Raw genomic sequence first — 14830 nt, 5'->3', positions numbered from 1 at the left:
CTGACGAGCCGGCTGGCTCCGGGCGTGTTCATCTTCCCGGACGCGCCGGTGCCGCCCGAACTCGGAGTTCGTCGTCACAGTGCTCAATGCCGAGACCGATGCGAGCGGAACGGTGACAATGCAAGCGGCGTGGACGCTGCAATCGGGGCAGCCCGCCCTCGCTACCTTGACGCAACAGGCGACGCTCAAGGTGGCGCTGGACAACCGCGGCGCGGCGGCGTAAGCCGCTGCGCTGAGCCGCTTTTTCGGGGCGTTGGCCGACCGGATCGCCGCGTCGGTCGTCGCGCGCTGACAAGCTGGGAATGCCGATACATCCCATCATTCGACGAGGGGCGGCGTCTCGAACGTGTGATGCTTACGAAGGCGGAGCGACAGAGCGGCACGCGCATTGCGCGTCACGAATGGCTCCACGACGCGGGACTTTCGATCATGTACGCATACTCCAGACGGTCGTACGGGCCTGGCCCTTTCGACGGCGAGGGAGGTGTGCCGAGCCGCGAGTGGCGCATCAAACGCAACTGCTCCCTCACGCCGCGGCAGTCGCTCGCCGCGACCGCGTTCCTCATGACGCTCGTCCTCGCGATCGGCGTGGCAGCGACATTCGCATTCGGCGTGTGGCTCGCGCTGCCCTTCTCGATGCTTTGCACCGTGGCCGTCGGCATCGCCTTTATCGCATACTCCAGGCACGCGACGGACGGCGAGGTGCTGACGTTAGCGCCCCCGTTCCTGATCGTCGAAGTACACGAGTGCGGACGCCGCACGATGCATCGGATGAATGCGGCCCGCTTGGCCGTGTCTCTCGGCGACAGCGATGGCGCCGTCTACCTTTGCGACGGCTGGCAGCGTATTCCCGTCGGACGGCAACTGCCTGCCGCCGCCCGCGCGGAGTTTGTGCGTCAATTGCGCCGCTTTATCGTGGCCGACTGTTGACATGCCGGCCGATGATCGCACGGCATGTCTGATCGGCCTCACAGCAACACGCCGAGCGCCCCGACGATGCCGATGCCGCACGCGATGCTCACGCCAATGATCGGCGCCACGCGAAATGCGCCGCGCACTCGCTCTGCAGCGGGCAACACAGTGCCGCTCGCCAGCGCGATCAGCTATCCTGCAACCAACGGCAGCAGCAAAGCGTTGAGCACCTGGGCGACGATGTTGAGCGACAGAGGGTCCGGCACGCGCGCGACGAACACCACACTGCGGTCACCGTTGACCTTTTCAATCTCACGCACATGTTTGCGGAGCAAGAGCGAAACGACGACTGCTGTTGCGAGTTGTCCACGAAACAAAAGGTACGTTATACCAGGGAATTCTATGCTCGTTCGAAGTATTCCGAAAATGGCTACTTCCAGCCTCAATGCGGCATTGACGTACCGTTGGATGACGTACACGATTGGCTGAAACCCACTCGTCACCCAATGCAAACGGAAGGTCATCATGCCCGCACCGAAGACTTACACCAAAGCACAATGGGATGAGTTCGCCCGGCGACTCGATGCGCTGCCGGAAAAGCCGCCATCGGAGCAGCGCGTCACCGTTCGCGATGCAATGTCGAAGGTCCGTGCCCATATCAATGGGGCTCGTGCGAAGGGGTATTCGCTTGAGCAACTGATCGATGAGGCGAAGCGGGCAGGTATCGACGTAACGGCGAGTGCGCTTCGCTACGCACTCCAGGATACGAAGAAGCGACGAACAAACACCCGCCGAACGTTCGACTCACAGCAACCGTCAGGCAAAGTGAACCTGGCTGTCACTCGCTCAGTTGCGCGGGTATCGGGTCAGCCGAGCGGTACAGGATCACGAGCACAGATGGCAGGCGACAACAGCAAAGTCGGATCGATGGTCATGCGGGACGCGTTCAGTTTCCCGATCGCGCCGGATACGGACAATCTTTAAACGCAAATGCGATGGAGACCGCTCACCACAGTCGAGGTTTTTCGCTCAACTGAAAGTTGACTCAGTGGAGCAGGGCGGCTACGGTTGCACACACATTGGCATGCCTGCAATTTCCCAGTGCTGCCGTTAAGTCGCAGGTCTCCCGCTCCCTATACGAATAACCCGCGCACCCAAACGAAGCCGATCCAGATAGTCGGCCCATTTCTGCATCATCACGCGGCGTTCCTCGATGAACTTCGTGCGGTTATAGGCTGTGCCAAGATTGTCCGGCACCGTATGCGCGAGTTGATGCTCGATCACTTCCGGCTTCTGTTCGAGTTCCTCATGCAGGATCGTGCGCGCCATCGCACGAAAGCCGTGTCCCGTGATCTCCGTACGCGTGTCGTGGCCAAGTCTGCGCAGCGCGGCATTGATCGCCGCCTCGCTCATCGGCCGCTTGCGATCACGCGCGCCGGGGAACACATAGCGGCCAGCGCCGCTGAGTGCGTGCAGTTCACGCAGAATTGCGACTGACTGTGTGGAAAGCGGTACCAGATGCTCGGTCCCAGTCTTGGTGACGAGGTAGCACCATTCGCACTTGTCCAGATCGAATTGGGACCACTGGGCCTGCCGAAGCTCCCCGGGCCGGACAAACAGTAACGGCGCTAGTCTGAGCGCGCAGAGGACAGGGAAGGTGCCGGTGAATCCGTCGAATGCCCGCAGCATCTCGCCGACCTTGGTCGACTCTGTGATCGAAGCGAAGTGGGTTGTTTGCGCCGGTGGAATAGCGCCGACCAGATCCCGAGCGGGGTCGGTCTTGCAATGTCCCTCTTTGATTCCGTAGCGGAACACCCGCGAACCGGTAGTTCATCCGCCAGTATTTCGCGCTGGACTTGTCGAGCTGGAGATACATGCGACCACTGTCCGCAAGACGGTTGCTGGTTCCTTCGGGGTTGTACCGTGCTTTCCTAACCTGGACATCGGTCAGCGACATGGTGGTATCTCCCGCTGGTCCGCTGGATAAAACCCGGAAACGAGCCAGATACCACCAAAAATAGCACCACATACCACCGGCAGTCGACAGGCCAACTCGGACCGCCGGAGAATAAAAAACCCCGTAAGACCTTGATCTTACGGGGTTTCTCGGAATACTTCGGCACTTGCCGGAACATCTTTTGGTGCCCAGGGCCGGAATCGAACCGGCACGCCTTGCGGCGGGGGATTTTGAGTCCCCTGCGTCTACCAATTTCACCACCTGGGCAGATACTGCAGCGCGCGCATCGGGAGTTCAGCGCGCGAGGAAGACGCAGATTATGGCCGAAAATCGGTAGACCGGCAAGTCGAGTGCCTTCACCCGCCACAGCGCGTTCGCGGCGAGTGTTGCTCAGACCGTGCGCGAGAATCGTGTGAGCGTCTGCTCGCCCAGATGGCGGTCAAATACCATCGCGAGATTGCGCACGAGCATGCGGCCGGCCATTCGCACTTCGAGCTTGCGTGCGCCGAGCGAGATCAGCCCGTCGTCCTCGAATGAACGCAGACGCTCCAGTTCCGGCGCGAACGTGTCGGCGAAGTGGATGCCATACGCCGCTTCGAATTCGTCGAAGCGCAGTTCGAGGTTGCACATCAGCTGCGTGATCACGTCGCGCCGCAGACGGTCGTCGGCGGACAGGCGGATGCCGCGCGCGATCGCGAGCCGACCCGCATCGATCGAGTCGGTGTAAGCGGGCAGCTCTCGCGCGTTCTGCGCGTACACATCGCCGACCTTGCCGATCGACGAGGCGCCAAAACCGATCAGATCGCACTCGGCCCGCGTGCTATAGCCCTGGAAATTGCGATGCAGCCTGCGCTGCGCCTGCGCGCGAGCGAGCTCGTCGGTGGGCAGCGCGAAGTGATCCATGCCGATGTACACATAGCCCGCCTCAGTCAGCCGTTCGACGACCCGTTGCAGCAGAACCAGCCGCTCCTCGCTCGACGGCAGCGTCGCGGGATCCATCTGGCGCTGCATCTTGAAGAGCCGCGGCATGTGCGCATACGCGAACACCGACAGCCGGTCCGGCGCCAGTTCGAGCATCGTGTCGAGCGTGCGGCTGAAGCTCGCGACGGTTTGATGCGGCAGCCCGTAAATCAGATCGACGCCGATCGAATGAAAACCGTGCGCGCGCGCCGCCTGCATTACCGATGCGGTCATCTCGAACGGCTGGATGCGATTGATCGCCTGCTGCACGCGCGGATCGAAGTCCTGCACGCCCAGGCTCAGCCGGTTGAAGCCGAGGCGGCGCAGAAGCGCGACCGTGTCGGGCGACGCCTCGCGCGGATCGACCTCGATCGAATATTCGGCTAGATCGTCGGGCAGAAGTTTGAAGTGCTCGCGCGTCGCGGCCATCAGCTCGGCCATCTCGTCATGCGACAAAAACGTCGGCGTGCCGCCGCCCCAATGCAATTGCGATACGGGCCGCTGTGTATCGAAACACGCCGCCTGCAAACCGATTTCGTGTTTGAGCCGCTCAAGGTACGGCCGCGCATGCGCGCGATTTTTCGTCACGACCTTGTTGCAGCCGCAGTAGAAGCACACGGTGTCGCAAAACGGAATGTGGAAGTACAGAGACAGATCGGTCGACGCGGCACCCGGGTCGGCGGCCGCGCGGTGATAGTCGGCGGTGTCGAACGATTCGCGGAACTGCGGCGCGGTCGGATAGGACGTATACCGGGGACCGTTCGCGCTGTAGCGCGCGAGCAGGTCGGGGCGGAACAGGGTGTCGGTTTGGGACATGAGCGGTATCGGACGGTGGGCGGCTCTCGCAGCGTGCCGCGTGTCATGGTCAGTCAGCAGCTTTGAGCTTACGTGCGTGCCCGCGGGACCCGATTGTGTAAAGAGGTCGCGCGGACAGGCAGTGGCACAATGCGGGTCTGGCAACACGTTGCCAAGGTTTGAGTTCAGGAAAGATGACGTGGATCAAAGGTTGAACAGTGCACGGATGGACGCTCACGCGTGCCGTCCCGATTGCGGCGCGTGCTGTATCGCGCCGTCGATTTCGAGCCCGATTCCAGGCATGCCGAACGGCAAGCCGGCGGGCGTGCGCTGCGTGCAACTCGGTGACGATCTGCGCTGCGCGATCTTCGGCCGGCCGGAGCGGCCCGCGTGCTGCTCGGGTCTGCAGCCGCAACTCGAGATGTGTGGCGCGAATCGCGGCGAAGCGCTCGCGTGGCTCACGCGACTCGAGGCGCAAACACAACCGGCATCCCATCCATGACGCGCGGCATGCGGTAAACGCCGTCGCTGACCACACCCGTCAACGCAAGCCGATGTCCGCAAGGGCTTCCACAGGAGATTTCGCATGACTCGACCCGCAGCGCCGGCCCGGCGCCGCTTTCTGCGCGCTGCGCTGACCGGCTGCAGCGTGCTTGGCATCACTGTGTCGCTCGCGGCTTGCGCGAGCCCGACGTTTCCGTTCATGCCGTCGCACTACACGTTCTCGCAGAAGCAGGTGCAGGAGGCCGTGCAGCGCAAGTTCCCGTATCAGCGCACGGTGTCGCAGGTGTTCGATGTTGCGCTGAGCAATCCGGTGGTGGGCATGCTGCCCGATGCGAACCGCGTGCAGGTGAAGCTCGACGCGCGTTTCGCGAGTCCGTTCCTGCAGCAGCCGGTCGATGGCGTGTTCACGCTGTCGAGTGAACTTGCATACGACGCGGCGAGCCGTTCGGTGATCCTCAAGTCGCCGAGTGTCGACAACGTCAGTGTGAGCGGCGAGGCGCAGATGTACACGCAGCAGATCAACGCGGCCGCGGCGCTGCTCGCGACCCAATTGCTAACCAACTATCCGATCTACACGTTCAAGCCCGAGCAACTGCAATTTGCCGGCGCCAACTACGAACCCGGTACAATCACCATCCTTACAAACGGCATACGCGTGCAGATCGTCGAAAGATGACTGGCATGCGCGGCCACGAGGGCCGCGCATGCCAGTCATGACCGTGCGGCCCCATTTCGTTGCAATAACCTACCGCGATAAGGGGCACGGATGGACTGGCTACTGGCTTGCAAGGCGCTGATTCTCGGCGTGGTCGAGGGTTTGACGGAGTTCCTGCCGGTGTCGAGCACCGGGCATCTGATCGTCGTCGGCAGTCTGCTGGATTTCTCCGACGAGCACGCGAAGACCTTCGATGTCGTGATCCAGCTCGGCGCGATTCTCGCCGTATGCTGGGAGTTTCGCCGCCGCATCGGCAACGTGATCGTGGGGCTGCCGAGCCAGCCCGAGGCGCTCCGCTTCGCGCTGAACGTAATCATTGCGACGATTCCGGCAATCGTGCTTGGCCTGCTGTTCGAGAAGTCGATCAAGGAGGCGCTGTTTTCACCGGTGCCGGTCGCGTTTGCGCTGGTCGCGGGCGGCGTCGTGATCCTGTGGGCGGAGGCGCGTCAGCGCGCGCGCGGCGATGCGGCGGTGCGGGTGCGCAGCATCGACGATCTGAGCCCGCTCGATGCGTTGAAAGTCGGCCTCGCGCAGTGCTTCGCGCTGATTCCGGGGACCTCGCGCTCGGGCTCGACGATCATCGGCGGCATGCTGTTCGGCATCGAGCGCCGTGCCGCGACCGAGTTTTCATTCTTTCTCGCGATTCCGATCATCTTCGGCGCGACGGCCTACGAGCTGTACAAGGACTGGCACCTGCTCACCACCGATGCGCTCGGCAGCTTCGCGCTCGGCTTCGCGGCCGCGTTCGTCAGTGCGTTCGTCTGCATCCGCTGGCTGCTGCGCTATGTCGCGTCGCACGACTTCACGGTGTTCGCGTGGTATCGGATCGGCTTTGGCCTGCTGATTCTGCTGATCGGTTATAGCGGCGGGTTGAGCTGGGCCGATTGAGATTTGCCGTGCGATGAAAAAAAGGTCCGCGTATGCGGACCTTTTTTTCGTTGGCTTGCCGTCCCGTCGCGTTACGCGGCGCCGCGCTTGCGGAACACGAGATCCCACACGCCGTGTCCGAGCCGCAGGCCGCGCCGCTCGAACTTCGTCACCGGACGATAGTCGGGCCGCGGCGCGTAGGTGTCGGCGGTATTTTCGAGCCGCGGATCGGCGCCGAGCACTTCGAGCATCTGTTCGGCGTAGTTCTGCCAGTCGGTCGCGCAATGCAGATACGCATCCGGCTTCAGACGCGACACGAGCAGCGCGACGAACTTCGGCTGGATCAGCCGGCGCTTGTGATGGCGCGCCTTGTGCCACGGGTCGGGGAAAAAGATGTGCACGCCGTCGAGGCTGTCGGGCGCGATCATGTGCTCGAGCACTTCGACCGCGTCGTGCTGGATGATGCGGATGTTCGTCAGCGACTGCTCGCCGATCAACTTCAGCAACGCGCCGACGCCGGGCTCGTGGACTTCGACGCCCAGGAAGTCGTCGGCGGGACGGTGCGCGGCGATCTCCGCGGTGGTGGCGCCCATGCCGAAGCCGATCTCCAGCACGCGCGGCGCTTCGCGGCCGAACACGCTGGTCCAGTCGGGTTGTTGTGGCGCATAGGGCACGACAAAGCGCGGGCCGAACTCATCGAGCGCGCGGCGCTGGCCGGTCGACACGCGACCCGCGCGCGTGACGAAGCTGCGGATGCGGCGGTGATGAAGCGTGTCTGCCGGCGTTGCACCCGGCGTGCCGTCGACGTCGTTCGTCTCGTTGCCGGCGGGCTGGTCGGCTGGGCCCGTGGGGGGCGGGGAGTCGTCCGGGAGACCGGAGTCGTTTGGATCGTGGATCATCGTCGATGCTGCTGCAAGGGTGAGGGCTGCGCGGCTTGCGCGCTGTGCCGGGCCGTTGCCACTACAAAAAAGCCGCCTTCAGGGAGGCGGCTCTTGCTGGATTCCGCTGAACACTCAGCGGGAAAGTGGAGCGGGCGATGGGAATCGAACCCACGGCTCTAGCTTGGGAAGCTAGGGTATTACCATTATACGACGCCCGCAGAACTGGCGATTTTACAGGTTTTTGGGCCGTTTGGGCAGAGGTATGGCTCGCGCGCACGAGCAGCCGACCCGTTTTTCGCTTCTGCGGTTCGAACGGCGCGAGCCTTCAGACTGCGTCTGCGCCTGCCGTTAACCCCGAGTACAGCCCAACACCGCGCGCTTGCACACCCGCAAGCCGGCACGAACCCGGCGCTTCCCATCCCGATCAAGAGATTTTCCCAAGATGCAGTGGCTTTCCAATCTGAAACTGAGCCAGAAGCTTGTCGGCTCGTTGATGCTGTGCGCGTTCGTGACGGCCATCGTCGGCACCGTCGGTGTGCTGAAGGTGCGCGAAGTCGCGACGATGCAAACCGAAATGTACGACCGCGAATTCGTGCCTGTGCGCGACGACGGCACCGCCGCGTGGCAGGCGGCTTCGCACTTCCGGCGACTCTATTCGTACATCCTGAATCCGGAGCCGGCAGGCCGCGCCGATACGGTGCGCCTGAATCACGGCGGTGAAGCGGCGATCCTGTCGGCATTCGACTACGAGCGCAAGCATGCGACCACCGACGCGCAGAAGCAACTGCTGAGCGACTTCGACGCCGCCTATCCGGCCTATACGAGTTCGGTCGCGAAGGTGATGGCGCTGGCCGATCAGGGCGATCAGACCGGCGCGCTCGCCGAGCTCAAATCGACCACCGACCCGCTGCACGTCAAGCTGCGCACGCTGATGATCAAGCTGTCCGACGTGCGGGATGAGTTGGCCAGACAGCGTGTCGCGAACGGCGTCGAGATGGTTCGCTCGGTGACGTGGTGGATCGCGAGCTGCGCGGTCGTCGGCGTCGCGGTTGCGATCGGCCTGGGGCTGCTGGTGACGCGCGCGGTCGTGCGGCAGATCGGCGGCGAACCGGCCGAAGTCGCGAAGGTCGTCGAGCAGATCGCGGGCGGCGACTTGAGCCAGCGACTGCACACCGGCGCCGCCGACGACGGCAGCATCTTGCGCGCGGTCACGCACATGCAGGAGCGTCTCGCGGCGACGATCGGTTCAATCCGCGAAAGCGCCGAGTCGGTCAGCATCGCTTCGCAGCAGATCGCGAGCGGCAACATCGATCTGTCCGCTCGCACCGAAGAGCAGGCCGCTTCGCTCGAAGAGACCGCAGCGAGCATGTCGGAGTTGACGCAGACCGTCAGCCGCAACAGCGACAACGCGCGCAACGCGAGCGCGCTCGCGACTGAGGCGGCAAAGGTCGCCAACACCGGCAACACTGCCGTCGAGGGCATGGTGCGCACCATCGGTGATATCAGCGGCAGTTCGACGAAGATCTCGGAGATCACCGGCGTGATCGAGGGCATCGCGTTCCAAACCAATATTCTCGCGTTGAACGCGGCGGTCGAGGCCGCGCGCGCGGGCGAGCAGGGGCGCGGTTTCGCGGTGGTCGCGAGCGAGGTGCGCAACCTCGCGCAGCGCTCGGCGAGCGCGGCCAAGGAGATCAAGGAGATGATCACGACGTCGGTCGCGATCATCGAAGGCGGCACGCAGCAGGCAGCCGAAGTCAGCACAACGATGTCGGATATCAAGGCCGCGATTCATCGCGTCTCGGATATCGTCAGCGAGATCGCAACGGCCTCCGAAGAGCAGAATCGCAGCATTCACCAGGTCGGCCAGGCCGTCACGCAGATGGACGAGACCACGCAGCAGAACGCGGCGCTCGTCGAACAGGCCGCGGCGGCCGCGCAATCGCTCGAGACGCAGGCGCGCAGGATGAAGCAGACGGTGTCGGTGTTCCGGACGGGGGAGAGCCGCGGTTTCGCGGCAGCCGTGTAGAAGCCGCGCCGACTCAAGCGGCCGCCGCGCGTCAGCCCAACTTTCCCGCGCAATCAGCTCAGATCACAAAATAAGTCAGCTGAACCGCCGCGCGCGTGACGACCATCTGCAGCACCTGCACGATCACGAACAGCAGGATCGGCGACAGATCGATACCGCCGAATTTCGGCAGCACGCGGCGCAACGGATTCAGAAACGGCGCGGTCAGCTGATACAAAATCGGCATCGCGGGCGAACGCGGATTGAGCCACGACAGCAGCGCCATCAGGATCGTCATCCAGATGATCAGATTGAGCGCCCACTTGATCGCGGTGAGCACCGCGACGATCAGCAGCGTCGGCACGAGCGTCAGCGGATCCGCGCCCGTCAGCACGATCATCAGGACCACGTAGATGATCGCGGCGATCAGCGTCGCGACCACGCTCGCCCAGTCGATGTTGCGCGTGCTCGGCAGGACGCGCCGCAGCGGCAGCACGATCCAGTTGGTCGCCTGCAGCACGGCGTTCGAGACCGGGTTGTACGGCGGCAGGCGCACAACCTGCAACCACGCGCGCAACAGCAGCGCGGCGCCAAACAGCGTGAAAACGGTATTGAGCAGAAAACGGGCGATATCGCCAAACATCTCGTGTCCTTATGCTTCTGATGGCGGCCGCCGACCGGCCGCGGGCTGCCGGCGTCGCCCGATCGGTGCGCGCCGGCAGTTTTCTGGATTTACCCGGTTAGCCAACCGGAGGTTCGACGTCATTGCGCGCCGCCTCCCGATGGCTGTCTGTCCGGCATCACACGGAAGTCCGGACCTCGCTGATCAGGATCGTGCCGTTGCCGCCGTCGGTGTAGTTCGGGATATCCGCTAATAGTTGCTCGGACGCGGGCTTGAACACTTTGTAGAAGTCGTCCGCGCTATCGAACAGGAAGTGTCCCGCGGCCACGTAAGGCGGTGGCGTGCCGGGCGGCCCGGCGTTCAGGCCCGCGTCGACCGACCAGCCTTTCAGCGCCGGCCCGAACAGCTTCGCCGCGAGCGGCATATGGGTCGCGCAGTAGTAGTCCATGTCGAAGCGGCCGTTTTCCCGGTACGGGTAGAGGATGCTGACCTTGATCATTGTGCGTTCTCGTCTGTTGGTCCCGAAGCGCGGCGCGGGTCGTCGCGTGGTTCGCCCCGCGTGCCGGACGTCACATTATCACGGCTTACTTGACGCTTGCACCTGCCGCGGCCTGATTCAGCGAGCGGCCCAGCGATTTTTCCACAGCTTCGGAGATCGCTTCAATCGTCGCGGCCGGCGTTGCGCGACGTCGGGCGAGGTTGACCGCGCGGCGCGTCAGCAGACCATACAGCGCGGCATGGTCGCCGCCGATGCCTTCGAGCAGCGCAAGCTGCTTCTCGACGACACCCGTGTCGCCGCGCGATACCGGCCCCGCGAGCGCGTTCGGCAGGCCCTTGTCGCGCGCGGTTTCGATCGTGCCGGCGAGCATCGGCAGCAGCGCGCGCAGCGCGTCGTCTTCGGCGAAGCCGAGCGTGCGCCACAACGCCACGCATTCGGCGAGGCTGCAGAGCGCGAAGCTCGCCGCGTAATGCGCGGCGGCGTGATACAGCATGCGGCCGCCCGGCGGAATCGACAGCGGATGGCAGCGCAGCGCGAGCGCGAGCGCGGTCAGCGTCTCCTTCAGTTCGCCGTCGGCTTCGATCGTCACCGAGCAGCCGACGATACGCTCGAGATCGGCGGGCTCGCCGCTAAATAGATACAACGGATGAAAGCCGCCGATCGCCGCGCCCTGATCCCGCGCTGGTGCGAGCAGTTCGACCGGCGAGGCGCCGCTGCAGTGCACGAGCGCTTTGCCCGGGTGGCTTGCCGCATCGCCTCCAAAGCGAAGTGTGTGCGCTGTCGTACCGATGCTGTCGTCAGGAACGGCTAAAAAAACGATATCGGCGGCGTCGACGACCTGTTGCGGGTCGTCAGAGGCCGCGCAGTGTGCGATCTGGGCGGCGAGCCGGCGCGCGGAATCGGCCGAGCGGCTCGCCACCGCGGTGACCGGATAGCCGGCGCGCGCAAACGCGAGCGCGAGACAACGCGCGAGCCGCCCCGCGCCGATGAAGCCGACGCGCGGCAAGGAAGACTGAGACATGGTCACCTGCTCCAGACGGATCGTGTGAACGGGAAAGCAGCAGTATCTCGCATCCGGCGAAGCGCGGGCGCGATCCGGCCCCTTGCACGGTTCGACAGCGGTCGTCGGATGAGTTTGCGGGCGATATGGCGCCAACGGTCGGGCATCGGGTGGCGTGACGCCCACGGGTGGGAAAACTGCTCACAATCGTACGTGACAGGAACAGTGGTCGATGAGCCGGTTTGGCAGTCGTATTTTCAATACTTCGTTCACAGTCGGAAATTCGGGAGGGTCGAGATGAGTATTTTTTCTTACCGAAAGCACTTGCGGTTCCTGACGCATGCCCAGCGCCGTCGCTGGTGGGATCAGAAAAAGCGCCTTACGCCGCGCGTGCAGATCAGCGGCGCATACGTGCCGCCCAACGTGTCCCGCGAATTCGTGTACGTGAAGGTCGGTTAGTCGCGCCGTCTTTGCAGGTGAGAAAATGCCCGGCTCGAGCCATTGAGCCGGGCATTTTTATTGGGAAATTCCTTTCGCCTGTCAGGATTGAAGCGAATTTGTAATTAAAGATTACCGATACGCGAACTCAAACCCCCGCGCTCGATCAGACACCTGTGACGCGCGGCCCGTCGCCCGCGTGCAACCCTTTGATTCCCGGCTGATTTCGCTCAGGGCGGGGCGGCGCGTAGACACGCTCGCGCCGCGCTCGGCAAAACGCTTCGGCTCCCCTTTGCAATTTGCAACAAATGCGAACAGTTCGGCCGGGGCTTTTTAGATACATTGAGTCCAGAGCATGCGAGGCATGCGCAGTCGGCGACCTTGGCAGGCCGCGCTAGGAGAATAGAAGTGAAAAAGATCGTTCCGTTTGTCGTTGCAGCCGCACTCGGCTTGGGACTTGCCGGGGCCGCTGAGGCAGGTGTTTCCGTCGGTATCGGCCTTGGGGTGCCGATCGCGCCGGCCTATCCGGTCTATGCGGCGCCGCCGCCTGTCTATTACGCGCCGCCGCCTCCGCCGGTGTACGCGCCGCCGATTGTGGTCGCACCGGCTCCGGTGGTGGTCGGAGGCTATTACGGCTATGGCCGACCTTACTATCGTGGTTACTACCACGGCTACCATGGCTACTATCGCGGCTACGGGCACCCGTACTATCGTCGTTAAGAAGTGCGGGCGCGCTTGACGCGCGTGTGGGAACGTCGACGGCGTAACGCTGGCTTGTGCCGGGTTACGTCGTTTCTTTTTGCGTCGCTGGCCTTTTGCTTTCCGCAGCGTTCCTGGCTGGTGTCGCGCGCTCGCGCGAGCGCCGTTCCAAAGCATTGAGGAAGCTGGGAGAATGGCGGCTTCGCCACCGCTCCAGGAGAGTTTCGCCGATGCAAGCGCTTCCCGCTCCCACCTTCGATGACGTCCTCGACGCCGCCGCGCGTCTCGAAGGCGTCGCGCACCGCACCCCCGTTCTGACGTCGAGCACGTTTGACGAGCGCACTGGCGCGTCGGTGTTCTTCAAGTGCGAAAACTTCCAGCGCATGGGCGCGTTCAAGTTCCGCGGCGCGTACAACGCGATTTCGCATTTCGACGCGGAGCAGCGCAAGGCGGGTGTGCTGACCTATTCGTCGGGCAATCACGCGCAGGCGATCGCGCTGTCGGCGCGCCTCGCCGGCATTCACGCGACGATCGTGATGCCGCACGACGCACCCGAGGCGAAGGTTGCCGCGACCAAAGGCTACGGCGGCGAAGTGATCACCTACGACCGCTACAAGGAAAATCGCGAGGAAATCGGCCGCCGGCTCGCCGAAGAGCGCGGCATGACGCTGATTCCGCCGTACGATCATCCGCACGTGATCGCCGGCCAGGGCACCGCGGTCAAAGAACTGATCGACGAAACCGGCCCGCTCGACATGTTGTTCGTGTGCCTTGGCGGCGGCGGGTTGATCAGTGGCAGCGCATTGTCGGCGGCCGCGCTGAGCCCGGCCTGCACGGTGATCGGCATCGAGCCCGAGGCGGGCAACGACGGCCAGCAGTCGCTCGCACGCGGCGAGATCGTTCATATCGACACGCCGCGCACGATTGCCGATGGCGCCGCCTCGACGCATCTGGGCCATTACACGTTCGCGGTCATCCGCAAGCTGGTCGCGCGAATCGAAACGGTCAGCGATGCGCAACTGATCGAGACGATGCGCTTTTTCGCGCAGCGCATGAAGATCGTCGTCGAGCCGACTGGTTGTCTCGCGGCGGCGGCGGTGCTGAACGGCGTCGTGCCGGTGAAGGGCAAGCGCGTCGGCGTGGTGGTGAGCGGTGGCAATGTCGATCTGCCAAAGCTCGCGCAGTACCTCGCATGAGCGGCTCACGTCGAGTCGCATGAAGAAAAACGGCTCGCCGATGCGAGCCGTTTTTTGTTCGCGAGCCGCTTCAGCTTGCCACTTGCGCGGTGCTCTGCACGATCAGATCGCGATACCCGTTGACGATCACGCTGTACGAGAAATAGGCGAACAGCAGCGCCGACAGAACGTGACACGCGCGGAGCAGACCGGCGCCCGCGCGCTTGCGTCCCTGGCTGCCGAGCCCGCAGATGAAAAGCGTCCAGCACAGGCCGCCCAGAAAGAATCCGCCGAGGAAGATCAGCGCGGTTGTCGGGCTCGTCGCGCCGGCCTTCGCGATCAGCGCGCCGCCGACCGCCGCGAACCACAGGATCGCCGACGGCGACGACACCGCGAGCAGCACGCCGCGCAGAAACCCGCGCCATGCCGACTGATGCGGCGCAGCCGCGTCGCCTTCGCCGGCAACAACTGGCGCCGTGGCCGGGAACACCGCTTCACGCGCCATCTTCCAGGTGAGGAACAGGAGGATCGCTGCGCCGCCGATCCATACGACCCAGCGCACCGATTCGAACTGCAGCAGCGCGGCCATGCCCGCGAGCGCGAGCGTCGCGTAAATGAGATCGCCGACGCACGAGCCGAGGCCGAGCCAGAAGCCCGGCCGAAAGCCGTGCGACAGCGTCAGCGAAATGATCGCCACGTTGACGAGACCGATATCGAGGCACAGCGACAAGGACAGAAAAAAGCCGTCCGACATCATTGAGAAAGCGTGCATGCGCGCGAGCGCTCCATCCGTTATTGATT

17 protein-coding genes, 2 tRNA genes and 2 pseudogenes are annotated in these 14830 nt (G+C 63.9%); 9 read left to right on the top strand and 12 right to left on the bottom strand.

Annotation, left to right across the window (positions count from 1 at the left end):
- Positions 1 to 395: 395 nt before the first annotated feature.
- A complete protein-coding gene (locus tag HDG39_RS35325) occupies positions 396 to 566 on the bottom strand; it encodes a hypothetical protein (protein ID WP_260328345.1) in 171 nt (56 codons plus the stop codon).
- Here HDG39_RS35325 and HDG39_RS35320 point away from each other — a divergent pair.
- Positions 565 to 930: a DUF2244 domain-containing protein gene (locus HDG39_RS35320; protein WP_260328344.1), complete on the top strand. Its 366-nt coding sequence runs from the start codon at positions 565 to 567 to the stop codon at positions 928 to 930. The two genes, HDG39_RS35325 and HDG39_RS35320, sit on opposite strands and share 2 nt — an antisense overlap.
- 173 nt (positions 931 to 1103) lie before the next feature.
- Here the strand turns inward: HDG39_RS35320 and HDG39_RS29805 are convergent, their stop codons facing one another.
- Positions 1104 to 1439, bottom strand: a complete 336-nt coding sequence (locus HDG39_RS29805) for a hypothetical protein (RefSeq protein ID WP_184011172.1) — start codon at positions 1437 to 1439, stop codon at positions 1104 to 1106.
- On the opposite strand from HDG39_RS29805, the gene HDG39_RS29800 reads away from it, so the two are divergent.
- Positions 1438 to 1896 carry a hypothetical protein gene (locus HDG39_RS29800; RefSeq protein WP_184011170.1) on the top strand — a complete coding sequence of 153 codons (459 nt, stop codon included), beginning with the start codon at positions 1438 to 1440 and terminating at the stop codon, positions 1894 to 1896. The genes HDG39_RS29805 and HDG39_RS29800 overlap by 2 nt on opposite strands.
- 126 nt (positions 1897 to 2022) lie before the next feature.
- Here the strand turns inward: HDG39_RS29800 and HDG39_RS29795 are convergent.
- From HDG39_RS29795 to hemN, 4 genes and pseudogenes are all read right to left on the bottom strand, one after another.
- Positions 2023 to 2733: pseudogene (locus tag HDG39_RS29795) on the bottom strand (tyrosine-type recombinase/integrase); the annotation flags it as partial.
- A 37-nt stretch (positions 2734 to 2770) separates the two neighbouring features.
- Positions 2771 to 2869 (bottom strand): annotated as a pseudogene (locus HDG39_RS35945) (hypothetical protein); the annotation flags it as partial.
- 182 nt (positions 2870 to 3051) lie between these two features.
- Positions 3052 to 3136 (bottom strand) — tRNA-Leu (locus HDG39_RS29790).
- A 123-nt stretch (positions 3137 to 3259) separates the two neighbouring features.
- Positions 3260 to 4645, bottom strand: a complete 1386-nt coding sequence (gene hemN, locus HDG39_RS29785) for an oxygen-independent coproporphyrinogen III oxidase (RefSeq protein WP_184011168.1) — start codon at positions 4643 to 4645, stop codon at positions 3260 to 3262.
- A gap of 205 nt (positions 4646 to 4850) precedes the next feature.
- Here hemN and HDG39_RS29780 point away from each other — a divergent pair, with 205 nt between their 5' ends.
- From HDG39_RS29780 to HDG39_RS29770, 3 genes are all read left to right on the top strand, one after another.
- Positions 4851 to 5126: a YkgJ family cysteine cluster protein gene (locus HDG39_RS29780; protein ID WP_018421537.1), complete on the top strand. Its 276-nt coding sequence runs from the start codon at positions 4851 to 4853 to the stop codon at positions 5124 to 5126.
- A gap of 84 nt (positions 5127 to 5210) precedes the next feature.
- A complete protein-coding gene (locus tag HDG39_RS29775) occupies positions 5211 to 5804 on the top strand; it encodes a DUF1439 domain-containing protein (protein ID WP_018421536.1) in 594 nt (197 codons plus the stop codon).
- 90 nt (positions 5805 to 5894) lie between these two features.
- The gene (locus HDG39_RS29770; RefSeq protein ID WP_184011166.1) at positions 5895 to 6731 is read left to right on the top strand and encodes an undecaprenyl-diphosphate phosphatase; all 837 of its coding nucleotides are present in this window, start codon (positions 5895 to 5897) and stop codon (positions 6729 to 6731) included.
- Positions 6732 to 6802: 71 nt separating this feature from the next.
- Here the strand turns inward: HDG39_RS29770 and trmB are convergent, their stop codons facing one another.
- Complete coding sequence (gene trmB / locus HDG39_RS29765) at positions 6803 to 7609, bottom strand: tRNA (guanosine(46)-N7)-methyltransferase TrmB (protein ID WP_184011164.1); 807 nt, start codon at positions 7607 to 7609, stop codon at positions 6803 to 6805.
- Positions 7610 to 7735: 126 nt separating this feature from the next.
- Positions 7736 to 7809 (bottom strand) — tRNA-Gly (locus HDG39_RS29760).
- 224 nt (positions 7810 to 8033) lie between these two features.
- Here HDG39_RS29760 and HDG39_RS29755 point away from each other — a divergent pair.
- The gene (locus tag HDG39_RS29755) at positions 8034 to 9617 is read left to right on the top strand and encodes a methyl-accepting chemotaxis protein (protein ID WP_184011162.1); all 1584 of its coding nucleotides are present in this window, start codon (positions 8034 to 8036) and stop codon (positions 9615 to 9617) included.
- Positions 9618 to 9675: 58 nt separating this feature from the next.
- On the opposite strand, the gene HDG39_RS29750 is transcribed toward HDG39_RS29755, so the two are convergent.
- From HDG39_RS29750 to HDG39_RS29740, 3 genes are all read right to left on the bottom strand, one after another.
- Positions 9676 to 10239, bottom strand: coding sequence for a YggT family protein (locus HDG39_RS29750; protein ID WP_027198582.1), 564 nt, complete (start codon positions 10237 to 10239; stop codon positions 9676 to 9678).
- Between the two features lie 157 nt (positions 10240 to 10396).
- Entirely contained in the window at positions 10397 to 10717 is a 321-nt protein-coding gene (locus tag HDG39_RS29745; RefSeq protein ID WP_018421531.1) for an EthD family reductase, read from the bottom strand.
- An 85-nt stretch (positions 10718 to 10802) separates the two neighbouring features.
- Positions 10803 to 11738, bottom strand: a complete 936-nt coding sequence (locus HDG39_RS29740; RefSeq protein WP_184011159.1) for a Rossmann-like and DUF2520 domain-containing protein — start codon at positions 11736 to 11738, stop codon at positions 10803 to 10805.
- Between the two features lie 276 nt (positions 11739 to 12014).
- Between HDG39_RS29740 and HDG39_RS29735 the strand changes: the two genes are divergently transcribed.
- The 3 genes from HDG39_RS29735 (at position 12015) to HDG39_RS29725 (ending at position 14050) form a co-directional block, all read left to right on the top strand.
- Entirely contained in the window at positions 12015 to 12176 is a 162-nt protein-coding gene (locus HDG39_RS29735) for a hypothetical protein (protein WP_184011158.1), read from the top strand.
- 387 nt (positions 12177 to 12563) lie between these two features.
- Positions 12564 to 12875 (top strand): hypothetical protein, encoded by a 312-nt coding sequence (locus HDG39_RS29730; protein ID WP_018421528.1) that lies wholly within the window; start codon positions 12564 to 12566, stop codon positions 12873 to 12875.
- A gap of 209 nt (positions 12876 to 13084) precedes the next feature.
- Positions 13085 to 14050: a threo-3-hydroxy-L-aspartate ammonia-lyase gene (locus HDG39_RS29725; protein WP_184011156.1), complete on the top strand. Its 966-nt coding sequence runs from the start codon at positions 13085 to 13087 to the stop codon at positions 14048 to 14050.
- A 70-nt stretch (positions 14051 to 14120) separates the two neighbouring features.
- Here the strand turns inward: HDG39_RS29725 and HDG39_RS29720 are convergent, their stop codons facing one another.
- Entirely contained in the window at positions 14121 to 14801 is a 681-nt protein-coding gene (locus HDG39_RS29720) for a LysE family translocator (protein WP_184011154.1), read from the bottom strand.
- Positions 14802 to 14830 lie beyond the last annotated feature (29 nt).

The organism is Paraburkholderia lebeckiae (assembly GCF_014201005.1).
Lineage (GTDB): Bacteria > Pseudomonadota > Gammaproteobacteria > Burkholderiales > Burkholderiaceae > Paraburkholderia > Paraburkholderia tuberum.
Note: the sequence above shows the minus strand (reverse complement) of the source record. Positions and strands in the feature narration are given on the sequence as shown.